This is a genomic window from Fructilactobacillus sp. X2R1C1 (assembly GCF_059901435.1).
Window position 1 is genome coordinate 108574 of sequence record NZ_JBWXUV010000002.1, and the last position, 21043, is coordinate 129616.

Here is a 21043-nt window from a genome sequence, read left to right on the forward strand (position 1 = left end):
TTAAAGACCAGGTTTTAACTGGTCTTTTTTAAACTAATGAAAGAGAGGATCAAAGTGAGTTTAAATAAAAAAGAATTATTTAGTAAATTACTTCAGCAAATTAAATTAGAAGATTCAGCTGATCAATCTTACTTTCAAAATGCTGAAATTGACAAAATCGATGTCCATCAGAAATCAAATCGATGGCATTTTCATTTGGTACTACCAGAGATTATGCCTTACGAAAAGTTTATAGAATTTTTTCATCATTTGGGTGTGGCCTTCGATGGGATTGCTAAGGTAGATTTCGAGATTAAAACTAAGAATAGTGGTTTTGATAATCGTAAGCTTGGTGATTATTGGCAATGGGTTGTAAATCACGCTGGAATTACTTCAAATTTAACGCATGAATTATGTAATAATAATTTACCAAAACTGATTGATGACCGAGTTACCTTTCTTGCTGAAAATGAAATCGTCAAAGATTTTCTAAATGGTAATGCTTTGGGACCAATTGAATCAACTTATCAAAGAGTTGGATTTCCTAAATTTTCCATTCATACCATGATTGATACTACAGCATCTCAAGAAAAAATAGATGATTTAAAGAAAAAGAAACAACAACGTGACGTTGAGTTGGCTCAAAAGGCGATGCAGGCTTTAAAGAATTCCTCAGGCAAATCACATTCAAGTAAGCATTCTAAAATGATTGGAAAGAAAATCAAAGATGATGTTGATATTACTAAGATGGTGGACATAACCGAAGAGGAACGTTCCGCCGTGGTTAGTGGATATGTTTTTGATAAAGAAATTCGATCATTACGATCTGGCCGCCAATTGATGATTTTAAAGGTTACTGATTATTCTTCGTCAATTGTTGTTAAAAAATTCTCCAAAAATGATGACGAAGAACAAGAATTTGCATCATTAAATGTAGGAGATTGGGTTAAAGTTCGTGGAAGCATTCAAGAAGATAACTACTCTCATGAATTGACACTTAATGCTTATGATATTAATCCAATTAAACACGAAGAAAGAAAAGATACTGCCCCTGAAAATAAAAAAAGGGTTGAGCTGCACTTACACTCTAACATGAGCCAGATGGACGCTACTAATTCGATTAGTGATTATGTTAGTCGCGCCAAAAAATGGGGTCATCCCGCAATTGCCATTACTGATCACGACGACGTGCAAGCCTTTCCGGATGCCTATCATGCTGCAGTTGATAACGATATTAAAATGATTTATGGAATGGAAGCAAATGTCGTTGATGATGGTGAACCAATTGCTTATAACGATAAACATGTTGCTTTAAAGGATGCTACATACGTTGTCTTTGACGTTGAAACCACTGGTTTATCAGCAATTTACGATAAGGTTATCGAACTTTCGGCTGTAAAGATGCAAAATAACAATGTGATTGAACAGTTTGAGGAGTTCATTAATCCTGGTTTCCCATTGTCTGAACAAACTACCAATTTAACTTCAATTACCAATGATATGGTGGCTGGTTCTAAGTCTGAAGAAGAAGTCTTTAAGTTGTTCCGTGAGTTTTGTGGTGATGCAATCATTGTAGGACATAACGTTACTTTTGATATTGGGTTCATGAATACTGGTTACGAACGCCATGACATGAGTAGGATTAGTAATCCAATTATTGATACTTTGACGTTGGCACGTTTTCTGTATCCTAATTTTAAGAGTTATCGATTAAACACGTTAGCTAAAAAGTTTGACGTTTCATTAGAGCACCATCACCGTGCGATTTATGATGCAGAATCAACTGGTCATTTAAATTATCTTTTTTTAAAAGAGGCTGAAGATAAATATAACATTCAGTACCACGATCAACTTAATGATCATATGGAGGAGCATGATGCTTATAAGCATGCTCGTCCATTCCATGCGATTATCCTGGCGAAAACTCAAGCTGGTTTAAAGAATCTGTTTAAGCTGGTATCACTTGCTCATGTTGATTATTATTATCGGGTTCCTCGAATTCCTAGGAGTCAGCTTAAGAAGTTTCGGGATGGCCTATTGATTGGATCGGCCTGTTCAAGCGGCGAAGTGTTTACGGCGATGATGCAAAAGGGTAAAAAAGAGGCGCTTGATAAGGCTAAGTTTTACGATTATCTTGAAGTTCAACCTCAAGCAGCGTATCAGCCACTAATCGATCAGGGATTAATTAGTGATCGGGGTAAGTTACAAGAAATTATTAGTAATATGTATGAAATTGCCCATGAGCTAGATATTCCGTTAGTAGCAACTGGTGACGCTCACTATCTTGATCCTCATGATTATATTTATCGTAAGATCTTGATTAATTCTCAAGGTGGAGCTAACCCACTGAATCGCCAAGAATTACCAGATCTCCATTTTCGGACCACTGATGAAATGTTGAAAGATTTTAATTTTCTGGGTGAAGATAAAGCTGAAGAAATTGTAGTTGATAATACTAATAAAATTGCTTCCGAAATTGATGATGTAAAACCCTTAAAAGACAAGTTGTATACACCAAAAATGGAGGGTGCTAAGGACGAAATTAGAGATCGAACGATGAATACAGCGCATCGTTTGTATGGCAATCCGCTTCCTGAAATTGTCCAGAAGCGTCTTGATAAGGAACTGAAAAGTATCATTGGAAACGGCTTCTCTGTTATTTATTTAATTGCTCAAAGATTAGTTTCTAAAAGTAACAAGGATGGATATTTAGTAGGTTCTAGGGGCTCAGTTGGATCGAGTTTAGTTGCCACTATGTCTGGAATTACTGAAGTTAATCCACTTCCTCCCCATTATCGTTGTCCTAAATGTCAGTACTCGCAATTTTTCACTAAAGGTGAATATAGTTCTGGATTTGATTTACCACATAAAAAGTGTCCAAAGTGTGGAACAGTTATGGTTGGTGATGGGCACAACATCCCCTTTGAAACTTTCTTAGGATTTAAGGGAAATAAGGTCCCGGATATTGATTTAAACTTTTCTGGAGACTACCAGCCAATTGCGCATAATTATACCAAGGTTCTGTTCGGTGAAAAGAATGTATATCGGGCCGGAACAATTGGAACCGTTGCTGATAAAACAGCTTACGGATACGTAAAGGCTTATGAACGGGACACCGGCAAACGTTTTCGAAATGCTGAAATTGATCGACTTTCTAAGGGTGCAACTGGTGTTAAAAGAACTACTGGACAGCATCCGGCAGGAATCATTGTTGTTCCAGATTACATGGATATTTATGATTTCACTCCAATACAATATCCGGCCGAAGATCAAAATGCGGCATGGAAAACGACTCATTTTGACTTTCATTCCATCCATGATAATATTTTAAAAATTGATATTTTGGGACATGATGATCCAACGATGATCAGAATGCTTCAAGATTTATCAGGAGTTGATCCGACAACGATTCCAATGGATGATCCGGGTGTGATGTCATTGTTTGCTAGTCCTAAGATTCTTGGTGTGAGTCCTGAACAAATTTTTTCAAAGACAGGGACACTTGGAATTCCTGAATTTGGGACGCGTTTTGTGCGGGGAATGCTTGAAGAAACTAAACCAAGTAATTTTTCTGAATTATTGCAAATCTCTGGGTTGTCACACGGGACCGATGTTTGGTTAGGAAATGCTGAAGAACTAATTAAGGATGGGACGGCTACCATTGCGAATGTGATTGGATGTCGTGATAATATCATGACCGACTTGATTAACTGGGGGTTAGATTCAGAAACCTCATTTCAGGTCATGGAACAAGTTAGACATGGTCGTGGAATTAAGAATGAGTGGCAGGATAAAATGACAGACGTTGGTGTTCCGCAGTGGTACATTGATTCTTGTTTAAAGATTAAGTATATGTTTCCGCGAGCTCATGCGGCTGCTTATGTGTTAATGGCACTAAGAGTGGCTTACTTTAAAGTCTATTTTCCACTCGTTTACTATGCCGCTTACTTTTCTGTTCGGGCTGATGATTTTGACATTGTGGCTATGAGTCATGGAAAAGAAGCAGTTAAATCAAGCATTAAGGCAATCAACGATAAAGGGACCGAAGCATCCACTAAAGAGAAAAATCTTTTGACTGTTTTGGAAATTGCCAATGAAATGTTGGAGCGGGGCTATGAATTTGAGATGGTCGACATTAATCGCTCGGACGCTTCTGAGTGGTTAATTGATGGTAAAAAATTAATCGCACCATTTCGAGCAATTCCTGGATTAGGTTTAAACGTTGCTAAACAAATCGTGGCGGCTCGAGAAGATAAACCATTTATTTCAAAGGAAGATCTTGCTAAACGTGGTAAAGTTTCTAAAACCATTATTGAATTTATGACCCAAAATGGAGTCTTAAGTGAATTACCCGATGAAAATCAGTTAAGTCTGTTTGATATCTAGGGCTTTTTGATATTATTTGGGTTATATGGTATAGTTATACCAGTAATAATAAACTCTTCTGATGAGTGAGCAGGAATGCTCGCTCTTTTTATTGGTATTTTTTAGGAGGTAAAGTATTTGAGCGAAGTTATTGATAGAGTTACTAAAACCGTTCAACCGATTTTAGATGATAACAATTTTTACCTTTATGACATTGAGTATGTTCAAGAGGGTGGAAGCTGGTATTTGCGAGTTTATATTGATAAAGACCAAGGAATTAGTTTGGATGACTGTGTTTTGGTTAGTGATCAGTTAAGTGAAAAACTTGATGAATTGGATCCAGATCCATTTGACGAACCATACTTCTTAGAGGTGTCTTCGCCAGGTGCCGAACGGCCATTAAAACGGGAGTCTGATTATCAAAATGCAATTGGTGATTATATCCACGTTTCTTTATATCAAAAACTCAATGGGAAAAAGTCTTTTGAGGGAACCCTCAAAAGTGTTGATGATGATAAATTAACGTTAGCAATTAAAGATAAAACGCGAATTAGTGAACTTGAAATTCCGCGAAAATTAATTTCAAAAGCTAGATTAGCAATTGAATTTTAGTTAGGAGATTAAAATGAGTAAAGAATTAGTAAGTGCGCTTGATCAACTTGAAAAAGAAAAGGGCGTAAAAAAAGAGGTTGTGATCGATGCCTTAGAAGCAGCATTGTCTTCGGCTTACAAACGTAACTTTGATCAGGCTCAGAACGTCGAAGTTAACTTCGACGAAAAAACTGGAAGTATCCATGTATACGCCGTCAAAAAAGTCGTTGATAAAGTGGAAGATCAACGTTTGGAAGTTAGTTTGGATGAAGCTTTAAAGATTAATAAAGGATACGAACTTGGTGACGAAATTAAATTTGAAGTTACACCAAAGAACTTTGGAAGAATTGCTGCCCAAACCGCTAAACAAGTTATTACTCAAAGGGTTCGTGAAGCTGAACGTGAGACCGTTTATGACAAGTACAGTAAGTATCAAGATGAACTTGTAACTGCTGAAGTAGAACGTCAAGATAGTCGTTTTGTGTATATGAACCTTGGTCAAGTTGAGGCCGTGATGGCTAAAAATGATCAGATGCCAAATGAAACTTATCGTCCACAGGACAAGTTAAAAGTGTATGTTACAAACGTTGAAAATTCCTCAAAGGGACCACAAATTTTTGTAAGTCGAACTGCACCTGGAATGCTAAAACGACTCTTTGAACAAGAAGTTCCCGAAATTTATGATGGAACAGTTGAAATTGTCTCGATTGCAAGGGAGGCCGGCGACCGTGCTAAGGTGGCTGTTCGTTCTAATAGTTCTGATATTGATCCAGTGGGAACTAGTGTTGGACCTAGAGGAACCAGAGTGCAAACAATTGTAAATGAACTTGGTGGAGAAAATATGGACATTGTCCAATGGGATGAGAATCCAGCTGAGTACATTGCCAATGCATTGAAACCCGCTGACGTTATTGACGTTATTTTTAAAGATGGAGACGATCGTTCTTGTACCGTTGTTGTTCCAGACGATCAGTTGTCGTTAGCAATTGGGAAACGTGGTCAGAACGCACGGTTAGCCGCTAGACTGACTGGATACAAGATTGACATTAAATCCGAATCAGAAATGGATGGCACTGACGAAAGTGACAGTGAAGATAATCATTCTACTGATGATGTTTCATCAAATGAAGACGAAAACGAGGAATAATTTTTGAGGAGGTACTGTTATGAGAAAAAGAAAAGTGCCAATGCGAAAAGATGTGGTGTCGGGTGAAATGGCACCTAAACGACAATTAGTAAGAATTGTTCGTGATAAAGAGGGTAATGTGTCAGTCGATCCAACTGGGAAAAAATCTGGTCGAGGAGCTTACGTAAAAATTGACGTAACAATTGCCAAAAAAGCCAAGCGGGATAAAATCCTTGATCAAGTTTTTGATGTAACTTTAACAAATGATTTTTATGATGAACTTATTAGTTACGTCGACCATAAGCAGGCTCGACAGGAATTGATTGATAATGACAAATTATAATAAAGTCTTAAACTTATTGGGAATTGCAAGACGAGCTGGTAAAATAATCTCAGGTGAGGGGATTGTCTTGAATGCAATTAAAAAGGGACAGATTAATTACCTGTTTATTGCATCAGACTGTGGTGCAAGTACCAAAAAGAAGTTTCTCGATAAAAGTAAATTCTATGAAGTTCCAGTTAATACTGGTATGCTTAAAGATGATCTTAGCGACGCGATTGGGATGAAACGATCAATCGTAGCGATTAAGGATAAAGGATTTTCGAAAAAATTTAAAGAATTAAAATAATACAAGTAAAGGAGTGTGATTATATGGCCAAAAAAAGAATTTATGAATTAGCCAAAGAGCTTAATATACCTAGTAAACGTGTGATTGACACTGCTAAGTCAAATGGTTTTACGGTTAAAAACCATATGTCATCGCTTGATTCAAATCAGGAGAAGACCGTCCGAGGCGCGCTTAAGAATAGTCAGAAAGCGACCAGTGGAAGTGAACAACGGCATGCTCCAGCAAAAAAGACTGCTGACTCCCATAACGGAAGTAATGGTCACAATACTGCAAAACATGAAAATGGTCAGAATAACAATCATTTTGGTAGAAGCAATCATTCTAACAATCAGCATCGACCAAGTAATTCTGAACATAAACAAGTAAATAAACATCAAAATAATGGGAAAACAAGTAATCAGCGTCCAGAAAATGCTCATAGCAATGGTGTTCATACTAGTGGTCAGCACCGGAATCAGAATTCAAGTAATCATTTTAATCACAACAATCATCAAAATAGTCAACATTCGCACACGAATAATAGTCAAAGTGCGACCCATGCGAATAGTAATCGTCCCGCAACTGCAAATAGTGCAAGCAAGAAGCCGGTTAATAATACTTCTAAGCCACATAATAACGGAAGTGGAAAATTTGGTGGTAGTTTGAACCGCAACAAAAATAAAAAGGGCAAGAAGCGTAATAAGCGTCGCGATAATCGTTATAATATGTATTCTAAGAATCAACGAATTCGTCAGAATCACAAAAAGAATGCGGCGCCAACCCGTAAGAGTCGTCCATTACCTAAAGTTTTAATCTATCAGGATGGTATGAATGCGCAGGATCTTGGTAAGTTACTGCATCGGGAACCAGCAGAGATTGTTAAAAAATTATTTATGCTGGGAATGATGGTTAATCAGAATCAATCCTTGGATAAGGATGCCATTGAACTTCTTGCCACCGATTATGGGATCGAAGCTAAAGAAAAAGAAAATGTTAATGTATCAGATATTGACAAGTTCTTTAATGAAGAAGAGCATAACACCGATTACCAAGAAAGCCGTCCACCCGTTGTTACCATCATGGGACACGTTGATCATGGTAAAACCACGTTACTAGATTATCTTCGTCATTCACACATTACAGCAGGTGAAGCCGGTGGAATTACTCAAGCTATCGGTGCTTATCAGTTAAAACATGGCGATAAGACCATTACCTTCCTTGATACTCCAGGACATGCTGCTTTTACTGCCATGAGAGCTCGTGGTGCTGACATTACCGATGTGACTGTTTTGGTAGTAGCAGCTGATGATGGTGTTATGCCACAGACTGTTGAAGCAATTGATCATGCTAAAGCAGCGGGAACTCCAATTATTGTGGCAGTTAATAAAATTGATAAGCCGAATGCCAATCCACAACATGTTAAAGAGCAATTGATGAACTATGGATTGGTTCCTGAAGATTTTGGTGGAGATACGATTTTTGTTGATATTTCTGCTAAAAATGGAACTAATGTTGATGAATTGTTAAATATGATCTTACTTCAGTCCGACGTGCTTGAACTTAAGGCTAATCCAAAACAAAATGGAGCTGGCTCAGTCGTTGAAGCAAGATTGGATAAGGGTAAGGGTCCTGTTGCTACCCTTTTGGTTCAACAAGGAACTTTGCACGTTGGGGATCCAATCGTTGTTGGTGATACTTTCGGGCGAGTTCGAACCATGACTAATGAGAACGGGAAAGAAATCAAGAATGCAAAACCATCAACTCCAGTTGAAATTACGGGGTTAAATGATGTTCCTGAAGCCGGTGATCGTTTTGTTGTCTTTAATGACGAAAAGACTGCTCGTGCTGCTGGAGAAGAACGAGCTAAAGAAGCCCAAATCGAAGAACGGAAGCAAAATAACCGTGTTACTCTTGATAACTTGTTTGATTCAATGAAACAAGAAGATATGAAACAGGTTAACGTAATTATTAAAGCTGATGTACAAGGATCAGTGGAAGCCTTAGCTGGAAGCCTCAAAAAAATCGATGTTGAGGGAGTTAAGGTTAACGTTATTCATGCCTCTGTTGGTGCGGTGAACGAAAGTGATGTTGCACTTGCTGAAGCAAGTAATGCCATCATCATTGGTTTTAATGTACGTCCTACTCCGCAAGCTAAAGCTCAATCTGAAACTGATAAGGTTGATATTCGTCTTTATCAAGTTATCTATAACGCCATTGATGACGTGGAAGCTGCAATGAAAGGCATGCTTGATCCAACTTATGAAGAAGAAGTTACTGGTAATATTGAAGTAAGACAAATTTATAAAGCTTCTAAAGTTGGAACGATTGCTGGTGGAATGGTTCTTGATGGGTACGTAAAAAGTGATAGCAAAGTTCGTCTGATTAGAGATAATGTTGTGATTTATGATGGAGAGCTTGGTAGTCTAAAGCGTTTTAAAGATGATGTTAAAGAGGTTAAACAAGGCTTTGAGTGTGGTTTAACGATTGAAAACTATAATGACATTAAAGTTGGAGATAAAGTCGAAGCATACCACATGAAAGAAGTCCAACCTAAGTAGATACCGTAAGGAGTGATTGTCATGGCACAATATCGTGTTGGAAGACTACAGCAGGAAATTCAAAAAGAAGTCGACGATATTTTACTTAAGCGTGTTCGTGACCCACGAGTTCAAGGAGTAACTATTACTGGTGTTGAAGTTACTGGTGATTTGCAACAAGCTACGATTTATTACAGTAGTTTATCTGACAAGAAGTCTGAACAAGAAAGGGTTCAAAGGGGCTTGGATAAAGCAACTGGTTTAATTCGAGGCGAGTTAGGTCATCGGTTAAGTATCTACGTTACTCCAGAGATTCATTTTGAACGGGATGGATCCATTCAATACGGAAGTAAGATTGATCGTTTGATTGATAATTTAAATAAAAAAAATAAGTAAAAAATTGACTGGAAATATTTATTTCCGGTCTTTTTTGCGTATATGGTACAGGAGTGAGTGAATTGGTCACTGGAATTATCCCTTTGTATAAGCCTAGGGGAATGACGAGCTTTGATTGTGTGAGTAAGATTCGACACATTATTGGACAAAAAAGAGTGGGCCATAGTGGCACACTTGATCCTAATGTAGATGGAGTTTTACCGATTTGTTTGGGCCATGCCACTAAAGTAGTTGATTATTTAATGCAATCAGGGAAGGTTTATAGTGGGTCAATTACGTTAGGTTTTTCCACTACTACCGAGGATTTAGATGGTGAAATTATTGATACTAATTTTGATTTTCAGCCAATCACAGATCAAGAAATTGACGAAGTCTTGAAATCATTTTTGGGGATTTCGACCCAGATTCCTCCCATGTTTTCCGCTGTTAAAGTGAATGGAAGAAGGTTATATGAGTACGCACGTGCTGGTATGAAAGTTGATCGGCCTAAAAGACAAATTAACGTTAGTCAATTTGTTCGTATCAATGCGAGTTCCTACAATCGTGATACTCACACCCAAACCTTTAATTTTGAGGTGAAGTGTGGAAAGGGAACTTATATCAGAACTTTGGCAACTGATTTTGGAAAAAAAGTTGGCATCCCAGCTGTGATGTCAAGTTTAACTCGGACTAAAAGTGGTGGATTTAATCTTTGCGATACAGTAACTTTTAAAGATATTAAAGAAGCCATGAATTCTAATCAAATCAATAAAGTTGTTTTTCCAATTTCACATGCTCTTAAAGATTTTAAGACTATTGTGATTAATAAAGAGCAGTGGAATCGTGTTCAAAATGGCGGTTTTTTAAGTATTGATGAGATCGCTTGTCAAGATGAAGTGATAGTTTTAAAGTATAATAATATTGATCGAGCTTTGTATTATAGAAATGAACAGGAAAATAATTATAAGCCCAAAAAAATGTTTGATTTAGATTAGAGGAAATTATGGAAGTCAATTATTTATCATACCCACTTGATAAGAACGAAAAAAATCGTCCCCAAGTCATTGCCATGGGGTTTTTTGATGGAGTTCACCTGGGACATCAAAAAGTGATTAATCAAGCTAAACAAATTGCTAAACAAAAAAAACTTCCTTTGGCAATTTTAACTTATGATCATCACCCGTCGTTAGTGTACAAGAAGTTGGATGGAAATGAAAAACGTTATTTAACCCCGCTTAATCGTAAATTACATTTATTTGAGCAACTGGGGGTTGATGTGGTCTATGTCATCAATTACAACTTTGCTTTTCAAAATCAAAATCCCCAAGAATTCGTTGATAATTATTTGATTGGATTGAATGCTGATACGGTTATAGCAGGATTTGATCATACTTATGGAGAACAAAATGCGGGCATGAAGGAGCTCCCTCAATATGCCAGGGAGCGATTTGATGTAGTCAGTGTGGCCGCTGATGAAATGGACGACAAGAAGGTTAGTTCTACTAGGATTCGTCGAAATCTTGAACAGGGACACATCCGGACGGTTAACGATCTTTTGGGATATGAATTCGAAAATGACGGAGTGGTTGTTCATGGGTTTGCTCGTGGTCGTGAATTAGGCTTTCCCACTGCTAACGTTGAGTATTCGGCAAAACAGCAGTTGCCCAAACTTGGGGTGTATGTGGTCCAACTTGAAGTTAATGGTACGTGGTACAAAGCGATGGCATCAATTGGCAAAAATGAGACGTTTGGAAATGATAATCCAGTTACTTTAGAAATTAATATTTTGGATTTCGATCAAAATATCTATGGTAATCACGTCAGAGTTAGATGGTTATCGAAAATGAGAGACGAGGTCAAATATCAGGGGCGGAAACCGTTGATTGATCAATTAAAAATTGATGAAAGTAACACCCGATCTTATTTTAAGAAATACATTAATTCTCACCAGTAAACTTATTTCTTGACGTTCTTTAATACCTTTGGTAAGGTATAAATGTACGTTAGCACTTGATAATAAAGAGTGCTAAAAGAGGTGGTAAGAATGCTCACAAAGAGACAAGATATGATTCTAAAGTACATTGTTGATGACTATACTAACAATGGTGTTCCAATTGGATCAAAACGCTTGGCTGATCAACTTCCAATGAATGTTAGTTCGGCTACCATTCGTAATGAGATGGCGGTTTTAAGTGGTCAAAATTTGATTCAAAAAGTTCATACTTCGTCTGGAAGAGTTCCTTCAAATGAAGGATATCGATATTACATTGATAATTTGGTTAATCCCGTACTAGTTGGCAATGAAGAAAAGAGTTTGATTCATAATGCTCTGGGAGGAACATTTCAACAAATTGATGATATTGTTAAACAATCTGCTGATATTTTGTCCAGTTTGACCGATTATACCGCGATGACTTTAAGCCCAGAACAGACTAATACCGAAACTTTACAACATTTTCAACTAATTAAGTTAGCCGATCACCAAGTGATGGCAATTATGGTGATGAATGATGGGCAAGTTGAAAGTCAGCCCTTTATAACTAATCACCAAATTGACGAAGATAAGTTACTTCAAGTAACTAATTTAGTTAATGACAAGCTTTTTGGTAAGACAATTCCGGAAGTTTTAGAGGCACTTAAAAGTACAATTCCTGACGAAATTAGACACTATTTAACTTCTTCAGAAAACTTTGTTGGAGCCTTTGAATACGTCATTAATAAATCGCTTAAAGACCATTTCTTTGTTAGTGGAAGAATGAATTTATTGGATACAATGGATGATAAGAACGATCTAAAAAATATTAAGCCACTTTATTCAATGTTTGGAAATAACTCGAATATGGCAAAAATTTTAGATAATGAATCCAAACCCATTTCAGTTATGATTGGTTCTGAGCTACGAAATGATTTATTGAAAAATTATAGTATTATCTCTGGAACTTATGATGTTGGGATTCATGGTGTTGGTAGGATTGCTGTAATTGGCCCTACCAGAATGTCTTATCCTAAGGTTTTGGGTCTAGTTGATGCGTTTAAAGATGAACTTCAGAAACGAATCAATGGATACTATGATAATTATGATAAATAAAAAGGAGGTTCAAAATGGCGAGTGATAAGGAAAAGCAAAGTAAAGATTTAGATGATAAAACGGAAAATGTTGATGAATCGAGTAAGTCAGAGCAAGAAGTCAAAACAGACGAGAAAGATGATTCTGCAAAAAAGATTGATGAACTAAATCAACAACTAGATACAGTTCAAGACAACTACTTACGAGCAGAAGCTGAGATTCAGAACATTCAAAATCGAAACAAAAAAGAGCGTGCTGATTTAGCAAAGTATGGTGCACAAGATCTTGCTAAAGACGTTGTGCCTGTGATGGATGATTTAAAAAGAGCTCTTGACGTTGACGTATCTGATGAAAACGGCAAGCAACTCAAGAAAGGGATCGAAATGGTCCAACAACATCTTGAAAAAGCTCTGAAGGATAATGATATTTCGGAAATTAATGCTAATGGAGTGGAATTTGATCCTAGTTTTCATCAAGCTGTTCAAACGGTTGCTCCAAGTGATGAACATCCAAAGGGAACCGTAGTATCGGTACTTCAAAGCGGTTATAAAATTGCTGATCGGGTCTTAAGACCAGCAATGGTAGTAGTGGCACAGTAATTAAATAGTTATTAAATATATAAAAAGAAGGTTTAAGTTATGGCAAGTAATAAAGTTATTGGAATTGATTTAGGAACAACTAATTCAGCTGCAGCCGTTATGGAAGGTAATGAACCAAAAATCATTACCAACCCAGAGGGATCAAGAACGACCCCATCAGTAGTTGCTTTTAAAGATGGTGAGATTCAAGTTGGTGAAGTTGCTAAGCGTCAAGAAATTACTAACCCAGATACTGTTGTATCAATTAAGAGTCACATGGGTGAGCAAGGTTACAAAGTAAAGGCAAACGGAAAAGAATATACTCCACAACAAATTTCAGCTATGATTCTTCAATACATTAAAGGCTATGCGGAAGATTACATTGGTGACACTGTTAGTGAAGCTGTTATTACCGTTCCTGCTTACTTTAATGATGCACAACGTCAAGCTACTAAAGACGCTGGTAAAATTGCTGGGCTTGATGTTAAGAGAATTATTAACGAACCTACTGCTGCTTCACTTGCATATGGTTTAGACAAAAAAGATAAAGATGAAAAAATCTTGGTTTATGATTTAGGTGGAGGTACTTTTGATGTTTCTGTCCTTGAATTAGGTGACGGAGTCTTCCAAGTTCTTTCAACTAATGGTGATACTCACTTAGGTGGGGATGACTTTGATAAGAGAATCATGGACTGGTTAATCGATAACTTCAAGAAGGAAAATGGGGTTGACCTTTCAAAGGATAAGATGGCTTTACAACGTTTGAAAGACGCTGCTGAAAAAGCTAAGAAAGACTTGTCAGGTGTAACTCAAACTGAAATCTCACTTCCATTTATTTCTTCTGGTGAAAATGGTCCGCTTCATTTACAAACCACGCTTACACGTGCTAAGTTTAACGAATTAACTTCTGACTTAGTTGAAAAGACTAAAGCTCCTTTAGACAATGCTTTGAAGGATGCTGGACTTTCAGCTAGTGATATTGACCAAGTAATTCTTAATGGTGGTTCAACTAGAATTCCTGCTGTTCAAGAGGAAGTTCAAAAGTGGACTGGTAAAGAACCAAGTCATTCAATCAACCCCGATGAAGCTGTTGCTTTAGGTGCAGCTATTCAAGGTGGAGTAATTACTGGTGACGTTAAAGACGTTGTTTTACTTGATGTTACTCCACTATCACTTGGTATTGAAACGATGGGTGGTGTATTCACTAAGTTAATCGATAGAAATACAACCATCCCAACTTCCAAGTCACAGACTTTCTCAACTGCTGCTGATAATCAAACGGCCGTTGACATTCATGTTTTGCAAGGTGAACGTCCAATGGCTGCTGATGATAAATCATTAGGTCGTTTCCAATTAACTGACATTCCTGCAGCACCAAGAGGTGTTCCCCAAATCGAAGTTACCTTTGATATCGATAAAAACGGAATTGTAAATGTTTCTGCTAAAGATAAGGGAACTGGAAAACAGCAAAAAATCACCATCAAAGATTCCAATGGTCTATCAGACGACGAAATCGATAAGATGATGAAAGAAGCCGAAGCAAATGAAGATGCCGACAAGGAAAAGAAGAACAAGGTTGATCTAGATAATGAAGTTGACCAATTGATCTTCCAGACTGATAAGACATTGAAAGATGTTAAAGGCAAAGTTTCAGATGATGAGATTAAAGCCGCTCAGGATGCTGAAGACGAACTCAAAAAAGCTAAAGAAGATGGCGATACTGATGCAATGAAGACTAAAAAGGATGCTTTGAACGAAAAGGTTCAAGCATTAGCAGTTAAATTGTATCAACAAAACCAAGGCCAAGCTGATCAAGGACAACAAGGTGGAAATAATGCTAACGGTGGATCATCTAATGGAAATGATGATAATACTGTTAATGGTGACTACCATGAAGTCCATGATGATGACAACAAATAATTGTGGCAATTGAGGCTATTAACAATTGATGAAAAGCTAAAGTCAGTTTGATGGGCTTTGGCTTTTTGTTGTATTATTTGAGCTTGGAGGCGAACTAATGGCTAATAAAGATTATTACAAAGTATTAGGCGTGGACAAAAGCGCCAGTGAAGATGACATTAAGCATGCCTATCGAAAATTATCAAAAAAATACCATCCAGATATTAATAAAGCTCCAGATGCAGAGGCAAAGTTTAAGGAAATAACCGAAGCATATGAAGTTTTAGGTGACAAAAAGAAACGAGCCAATTATGACCAGTATGGTTCAGCTGATGGTCCCCAAGGATTTGGAGGCTTTGGTGGCGGAGCCGGTGCTGGTGCAGGCGGACAAGGTGCCGGATTTGGTGACTTTTCTGATATTTTCAATGATATTTTTGGTGGTGGCGGAAGACGTCGTCAAGCTGACCCAACTGCACCACGTCGTGGACGAGATTTGCAATATCAGATGACACTTACATTTGATGAAGCTGTTTTTGGGACTAAAAAGACCATTAAGTATAATCGTGAAGAAACTTGTCCGACCTGCCATGGCACTGGGGCTAAGCCCGGGACTAAACCAGAGACTTGTTCTAACTGTCATGGAAGTGGTTATGTTACTAAAACGGTTAATACCCCGCTCGGTCAGATGCAGACCCAGGAACCATGTCCCGTTTGTGGCGGCACTGGAAAAGTAATTAAAGAGAAGTGCCCAACCTGCGGCGGTACTGGAAAAGTTGAGAAACAACATTCTCTTGAAGTTACGGTGCCTGCTGGTGTTGAAGAGGGACAGCAAATGCACATGCAGGGTCAAGGTGATGCCGGTGAAAATGGCGGTCCTTATGGTGACTTGTACGTGATCTTTAGAGTTCTTCAAAGCAAGTACTTTAGAAGAGACGGATCTACCATCTATTTTGATCAACCAATTTCATTTGCCACTGCTGGTTTAGGTGGAGAAATTAAAGTTAAAACCGTTCATGGTGACGTTGACTTGAAAATTCCTGCAGGCACCCAGACTGGGACGGTCTTCCGTTTAAGAGGAAAGGGTGCGCCTAAACTTCATGGAAATGGTAATGGTGACGAAATGGTAAAAGTTAAGGTTCAGACGCCAAAAAAACTTAACTCTAAACAAAAAGTTGCTTTACAAGCTTTAGCTGAAGCTAGTGGTGATACTAATGTTGAAGAAGGCAAGAATTTCTTTGATAAAATGAAAGATGCTTTTAAATAAACAAATAAAGGAGCGGTTTAATAACCGCTCCTTTATTTGTTTGTTATACATATATCGGGTTGTTATAATAATAGTAACGACTTGGACGAATTAATAATGAATTAATAATGAAAGTAGGAAAATATCGTGGATTATAAAAAAATGAAGGAAAAGCAACGTCGGACGAGAAATTTTGCTATTGTTGCTCATATTGATCACGGTAAGTCAACTTTAGCCGACCGAATTTTGGAGTTGACTGACACTGTTTCTAAAAGGGACATGCAAGATCAAATTTTGGATAATATGGATTTGGAACGGGAACGTGGAATTACCATCAAGTTAAATGCGGTTGAGTTAACTTATCATGGTAAGGATGGGATTGATTATGTATTTCATTTGATTGATACTCCCGGACACGTAGACTTTTCTTATGAAGTTTCTAGAAGTCTGGCTGCTTGTGAGGGTGCCTTACTGGTTGTTGATGCCACTCAAGGAGTTCAAGCCCAAACCTTAGCTAACGTTTATTTGGCTTTGGATGATGATCTTGAAATTATTCCTGTCATTAATAAAATTGATTTGCCTTCAGCAGAGCCCGAGAAAACTAAAAAAGAGATTGAAGATGTGATTGGATTGGATACCTCTGATGCGGTTGAGATTAGTGCCAAGACTGGACTCGGGGTTGAGAACTTATTAGAGGAAATTGTTAAAAAGATTCCTGCTCCAAAGGGAAATATTGAGGGTCCGCTTAAGGCGTTGGTTTTTGATTCAGTTTACGATGATTATCGTGGCGTAGTACTAAGTGTTCGTTTGTATGATGGAGTCGTAAAGCCTGGAGATCAAATTCGCTTGATGAACAGTGGAAGTGAATATGAAGTCACAGAAGTTGGTGTTAACTCGCCGAAGCCACTTCAACGAAAGTACTTAATGGCTGGGGATGTGGGATACATTACTGCCAGCATTAAAGATATCACTAAAACGCGAGTTGGCGATACAGTTACTGACGCAAACAATCCAACTGATAAAGCTCTACCAGGATACCGTGAAATGATTCCCATGGTTTATGCTGGATTGTATCCAACTGATAATGCGAAGTTTGGTGATTTAAGGGAAGCACTTGAAAAACTTAAATTAAATGATGCTTCACTTGAATTTGAGCCGGAATCGTCTGAAGCACTGGGTTTTGGATTTCGTTGTGGGTTCCTTGGATTACTTCACATGGACGTGGTTCAGGAACGTCTGGAACGTGAGTTTGGGCTGGATTTAATTACTACGGCTCCATCAGTAACTTATCATGTGGATTTAAATGATGGAAGTACACTTGAAGTTGAAAATCCATCTGAAATGCCAGATGTATCAGCAATTAAGGATATTAAGGAACCATTTGTTAAGGCTAGTATCATGGTGCCAAACGATTATGTTGGTGCTGTGATGGAAATGTGTCAAGATCGACGTGGTCATTTTGTCACGATGGAGTATCTAGACGATGCCAGAGTGAATGTCATTTATCAAATGCCATTATCGGAAATTATTTTTAATTTTTTCGACAAATTAAAATCAAGTACGCATGGTTATGCATCACTTGACTATGAATTATCTGAGTATCGACAAAGTGATCTAGTTAAAGTGGATATTCTATTGAACGGTGATAAGGTCGATGCTTTAAGTTTTATTTCCCATAAACAGTTTGCTGCTGGCCGAAGTCGTGAAATTGTTAAAAAACTCAAGAGTATTATCCCAAGACAAAATTTTGAAATTCCAATTCAAGCAGCAATTGGCGCTACCATTATTGCTAGGACTAATATTAAAGCTTATCGAAAAGATGTGACATCTAGAATTCATACTGGTGACCCTGATCGAAGAGCGAAGTTACTTGAGAAGCAAAAACGTGGGAAAAAGCGGATGAAAGCGGTTGGAAAGGTTGATATTCCCCAAGAAGCCTTCATGGCTGTCTTACAAACTGATGAAGACCAAAAAAGCGACAAATAGTAGTTGCCGCTTTTTTGATACTAACAATTATGGGTTATAATAAGTTAAATTTGATGATTGGAAGTGAATATATGTGGATGGTAAAGTCATTTGGTCAATTAACTTTGAACGAATTATTTGATATTTATCAACTGAGATGCGAGGTGTTTGTAGTAGAACAAAAGATTACTTTGCAGGATATTGATGATAATGACAAGAAGGCATGGCATGTTTTTTTGCTTAACGATCAAAATCACGTTATTGCTTATGGTCGAATATATAAACAAGATTACTATATAACTTTTGGAAGAATTGCTGTTTCTGCCGAACAACGTGGGAAACATTTGGGAACAAAATTAGTTCAGAGAGTGATGAGGGTTATTAAAGAAAAATATCCTCATAAAGAGATTATTATTGAGGCACAAAAATACGTTGAAAATTTATATGCTTCATTTGGCTTTCGACCAGAAGGAGAAGTTTTCATGGAGGGAAATGTTGAACATGTAAATATGGCCCACGAACCGCTTTTTAAATAATAATTATGATATTTTAAAAATTAAAATTTATTATTTTATTTAGTACTAAAAACCACTATTATAGAATAGTGGTTTTTTAGTTTAAATGATATTATTCTTTCCGTTAATTGTTAATAAATTTCATGAAATGCCGGTATTATGATTATGAAAATCATTAGTTAATGTTATGGATTACACAATTGGATTGAGTACACTAATGAAGTGATATGACTAACTTTTCCAACTATCAAACGAAGGGGTTCTTTGTTTTTAATTATGAATTGCCACTATTAATCCCGTTGTCATGGGTGTTAAGATATGTGATATGGGAAACAATATAATTGTAAAAATTTCTTAGAAAAATTTTTTATAAGATAAAAATTGCTTTATGATTAGTCTTTGTGTTCTCTTATAAGGAGTATATTTTGATATTTTTTACTTATATACTTGATTAGTAACAGCTAATATAATATACTGTAAAAGTAAGGTAAAGATTAAAGAATTCACGCCAGGGGATTTGAATGTACAAAAAAAGCACTCAAATAGAGTGCTTTCTACGATTAGAGAGGTTCAAGAACTGTAGCATAGTTATGAGAAGTAACAATCTAATAAGTAAAGATCTATGAAATAAAAGAGCACACGTGTCTAAGACTAATAAGCAGTAGGAGTGGAAAGCCTTAGCTGATGTGAATGTTGAGAATGTGACAGAAATTTATTACCTCTCTAATCTACACTCTATATTTAATCACACTTTACGAAATTTTACCAGGGAATTCTCATAATTATGATGCTTATTTACCAAAGAAGTACTATCTGTTAGGTAGTACTTCTTTTTATTTTGGAATTGCCATGAACACAACCGTATTATTTGATGGGAATGAGTTCTTTTCACCGAATTCATCAAAGGAAATACTTTCACCAGGAGCTCCCAATTCATGTTTAACGTCTTTCGTAATGGTTAAAAGATGTTCATGATCACGATCAATATCGTCAAGGGTGACGGCGTCTAATTCTACTTTTTCACCAGATGGCATTTTTACGGTAACTTTTCTAAGATCATGAACTCCATCGGCTTTGATTGCAAATGGGACATTTACTAGCATGTTATTTCCTCCTTTATACTTCATTATTCATTATACATATTTTTTGTTTGCATTTACAATATCTTTTATATTTTATAAATGATACATTTATCTTAATTTGTCACACTTTGAATTTTTTTATCAATTTCTCTCTTATGATCGAATAAAAAATGAAGCTATAAAAATAAAAAAATTTTTTTATGGACCAATGTTGGGCCAATTTATAAAAGTTAGGGTTGTTAGCAAATTTGTTTAGAGATTATAAGTGTGTAATGATGAAAAGTGAATTCAAATTTGTCGAAGGGATGATTATTTATGTCAGAGAAAAACAACATTGCGGCTTATGACATATTAAAGCCTAATTGGTATGTCAATCAGATGAAAGGTTGGAGCTTTAAAAGCTATTTGTTGCTCCTATTTGGTTTGGGAGTCATTGCTGGATCAACTGTCACACAACCACTTTCGTTTATTGCGATTATGACGATGTTAGCGGGGATGCTCGGATTTACTACTACCATTTCAATTACTAATACGAAACCATTAAATGGAATTTTTGGTTTGATTAGTGCTTTGATTTATATCTATGTTGCATTCACTGCTAAGAATTACAATGATATTATTCTCCAAACTACATACATTGTACTTTTGGATATTCCGGTCTTGTTAATTCCTAGTTGGGCTACTAATGTTGATGAACATATTAAGAAATTGACTGTTAAGGGTAACCTTAAAAAAACGTTTATGAATTGGGGGTTGACAGCTCTTTTCTTTGTTGTAGTATTAGGAGCTTTATATGCCTGGGAGCATGGATACAGTGATAGCCCTCGTCCTTTTGTAGATAGTTTTGCGGCCACAATTGGAATTACTGGTGCTTTACTTACGACTTTAAGGTTTCGGGATACTTATTATTTCTGGCTTGCCCAGGGGATTTTCTCGATTATTCTGTGGGGCATTACTGCATATCAGGGTGGTGCCAATTGGACGTTATTCTTAACTTACATTTTGTACTTATGTAATGACTTGTTAAGCTTCTTTGACAAAAACATTGCATGGTTCCATACGAAACCAACCAATCATTAATATTTAAATTGAAAGGACAGTGACTAGATGGTC

Annotated in this window: 17 protein-coding genes; 16 read left to right on the forward strand and 1 reads right to left on the reverse strand. The window is 36.9% G+C overall.

The features are described from left to right. Positions 1-54 precede the first annotated feature (54 nt). From AC6UDG_RS03525 to AC6UDG_RS03595, 15 genes are all read left to right on the forward strand, one after another. Positions 55-4365, forward strand: a complete 4311-nt coding sequence (locus tag AC6UDG_RS03525; RefSeq protein WP_500706409.1) for a PolC-type DNA polymerase III — start codon at positions 55-57, stop codon at positions 4363-4365. A gap of 117 nt (positions 4366-4482) precedes the next feature. Beyond that, positions 4483-4956 carry a ribosome maturation factor RimP gene (rimP, locus tag AC6UDG_RS03530; protein ID WP_500695577.1) on the forward strand — a complete coding sequence of 158 codons (474 nt, stop codon included), beginning with the start codon at positions 4483-4485 and terminating at the stop codon, positions 4954-4956. 13 nt (positions 4957-4969) lie between these two features. Continuing rightward, positions 4970-6082 carry a transcription termination factor NusA gene (gene nusA / locus AC6UDG_RS03535; protein ID WP_500695578.1) on the forward strand — a complete coding sequence of 371 codons (1113 nt, stop codon included), beginning with the start codon at positions 4970-4972 and terminating at the stop codon, positions 6080-6082. A 19-nt stretch (positions 6083-6101) separates the two neighbouring features. Then, positions 6102-6404 carry an RNase P modulator RnpM gene (gene rnpM, locus AC6UDG_RS03540; RefSeq protein WP_500695579.1) on the forward strand — a complete coding sequence of 101 codons (303 nt, stop codon included), beginning with the start codon at positions 6102-6104 and terminating at the stop codon, positions 6402-6404. Further along, on the forward strand, positions 6391-6690 hold the full coding sequence (locus tag AC6UDG_RS03545) for a L7Ae/L30e/S12e/Gadd45 family ribosomal protein (RefSeq protein ID WP_500693840.1): 300 nt from the start codon (positions 6391-6393) through the stop codon (positions 6688-6690). Before rnpM ends, AC6UDG_RS03545 begins: the two co-directional genes overlap by 14 nt. A gap of 23 nt (positions 6691-6713) precedes the next feature. Beyond that, positions 6714-9227, forward strand: a complete 2514-nt coding sequence (gene infB, locus AC6UDG_RS03550) for a translation initiation factor IF-2 (RefSeq protein WP_500706410.1) — start codon at positions 6714-6716, stop codon at positions 9225-9227. 21 nt (positions 9228-9248) lie between these two features. After that, positions 9249-9602 carry a 30S ribosome-binding factor RbfA gene (rbfA, locus tag AC6UDG_RS03555; RefSeq protein ID WP_500706411.1) on the forward strand — a complete coding sequence of 118 codons (354 nt, stop codon included), beginning with the start codon at positions 9249-9251 and terminating at the stop codon, positions 9600-9602. A gap of 62 nt (positions 9603-9664) precedes the next feature. Continuing rightward, positions 9665-10576: a tRNA pseudouridine(55) synthase TruB gene (gene truB, locus AC6UDG_RS03560; RefSeq protein ID WP_500695581.1), complete on the forward strand. Its 912-nt coding sequence runs from the start codon at positions 9665-9667 to the stop codon at positions 10574-10576. Positions 10577-10584: 8 nt separating this feature from the next. Then, positions 10585-11535, forward strand: a complete 951-nt coding sequence (gene ribF / locus AC6UDG_RS03565) for a riboflavin biosynthesis protein RibF (protein ID WP_500701131.1) — start codon at positions 10585-10587, stop codon at positions 11533-11535. Positions 11536-11625: 90 nt separating this feature from the next. Next, on the forward strand, positions 11626-12669 hold the full coding sequence (gene hrcA, locus AC6UDG_RS03570; RefSeq protein ID WP_500693835.1) for a heat-inducible transcriptional repressor HrcA: 1044 nt from the start codon (positions 11626-11628) through the stop codon (positions 12667-12669). Beyond that, complete coding sequence (grpE, locus tag AC6UDG_RS03575) at positions 12666-13247, forward strand: nucleotide exchange factor GrpE (protein WP_500706654.1); 582 nt, start codon at positions 12666-12668, stop codon at positions 13245-13247. The genes hrcA and grpE overlap by 4 nt, the downstream gene beginning before the upstream one ends. 39 nt (positions 13248-13286) lie before the next feature. Further along, on the forward strand, positions 13287-15146 hold the full coding sequence (gene dnaK, locus AC6UDG_RS03580) for a molecular chaperone DnaK (protein ID WP_500693834.1): 1860 nt from the start codon (positions 13287-13289) through the stop codon (positions 15144-15146). Positions 15147-15243: 97 nt separating this feature from the next. Further along, positions 15244-16389 carry a molecular chaperone DnaJ gene (gene dnaJ, locus AC6UDG_RS03585; protein ID WP_500693833.1) on the forward strand — a complete coding sequence of 382 codons (1146 nt, stop codon included), beginning with the start codon at positions 15244-15246 and terminating at the stop codon, positions 16387-16389. Positions 16390-16515: 126 nt separating this feature from the next. Beyond that, positions 16516-18354: a translation elongation factor 4 gene (gene lepA / locus AC6UDG_RS03590; protein ID WP_500706412.1), complete on the forward strand. Its 1839-nt coding sequence runs from the start codon at positions 16516-16518 to the stop codon at positions 18352-18354. 29 nt (positions 18355-18383) lie between these two features. Further along, positions 18384-18869 carry a GNAT family N-acetyltransferase gene (locus AC6UDG_RS03595; protein WP_500706413.1) on the forward strand — a complete coding sequence of 162 codons (486 nt, stop codon included), beginning with the start codon at positions 18384-18386 and terminating at the stop codon, positions 18867-18869. 812 nt (positions 18870-19681) lie between these two features. Here the strand turns inward: AC6UDG_RS03595 and AC6UDG_RS03600 are convergent. Then, complete coding sequence (locus AC6UDG_RS03600; RefSeq protein WP_500701126.1) at positions 19682-19951, reverse strand: hypothetical protein; 270 nt, start codon at positions 19949-19951, stop codon at positions 19682-19684. A 294-nt stretch (positions 19952-20245) separates the two neighbouring features. Here AC6UDG_RS03600 and pnuC point away from each other — a divergent pair, with 294 nt between their 5' ends. Next, positions 20246-21010 (forward strand): nicotinamide riboside transporter PnuC, encoded by a 765-nt coding sequence (gene pnuC, locus AC6UDG_RS03605; protein ID WP_500693829.1) that lies wholly within the window; start codon positions 20246-20248, stop codon positions 21008-21010. Positions 21011-21043 lie beyond the last annotated feature (33 nt).

Coding starts and splice junctions, on each gene's coding strand:
- AC6UDG_RS03545 (WP_500693840.1), top strand. CDS start 6,391: ATGACAAATTATAATAAAGTCTTAAACTTATTGGGAATTGCAAGACGA.
- infB (WP_500706410.1), top strand. CDS start 6,714: ATGGCCAAAAAAAGAATTTATGAATTAGCCAAAGAGCTTAATATACCT.
- AC6UDG_RS03595 (WP_500706413.1), top strand. CDS start 18,384: ATGGGTTATAATAAGTTAAATTTGATGATTGGAAGTGAATATATGTGG.
- ribF (WP_500701131.1), top strand. CDS start 10,585: ATGGAAGTCAATTATTTATCATACCCACTTGATAAGAACGAAAAAAAT.
- AC6UDG_RS03600 (WP_500701126.1), bottom strand. CDS start 19,951: ATGCTAGTAAATGTCCCATTTGCAATCAAAGCCGATGGAGTTCATGAT.
- rbfA (WP_500706411.1), top strand. CDS start 9,249: ATGGCACAATATCGTGTTGGAAGACTACAGCAGGAAATTCAAAAAGAA.
- dnaK (WP_500693834.1), top strand. CDS start 13,287: ATGGCAAGTAATAAAGTTATTGGAATTGATTTAGGAACAACTAATTCA.
- rnpM (WP_500695579.1), top strand. CDS start 6,102: ATGAGAAAAAGAAAAGTGCCAATGCGAAAAGATGTGGTGTCGGGTGAA.
- hrcA (WP_500693835.1), top strand. CDS start 11,626: ATGCTCACAAAGAGACAAGATATGATTCTAAAGTACATTGTTGATGAC.
- dnaJ (WP_500693833.1), top strand. CDS start 15,244: ATGGCTAATAAAGATTATTACAAAGTATTAGGCGTGGACAAAAGCGCC.
- nusA (WP_500695578.1), top strand. CDS start 4,970: ATGAGTAAAGAATTAGTAAGTGCGCTTGATCAACTTGAAAAAGAAAAG.
- pnuC (WP_500693829.1), top strand. CDS start 20,246: ATGTCAGAGAAAAACAACATTGCGGCTTATGACATATTAAAGCCTAAT.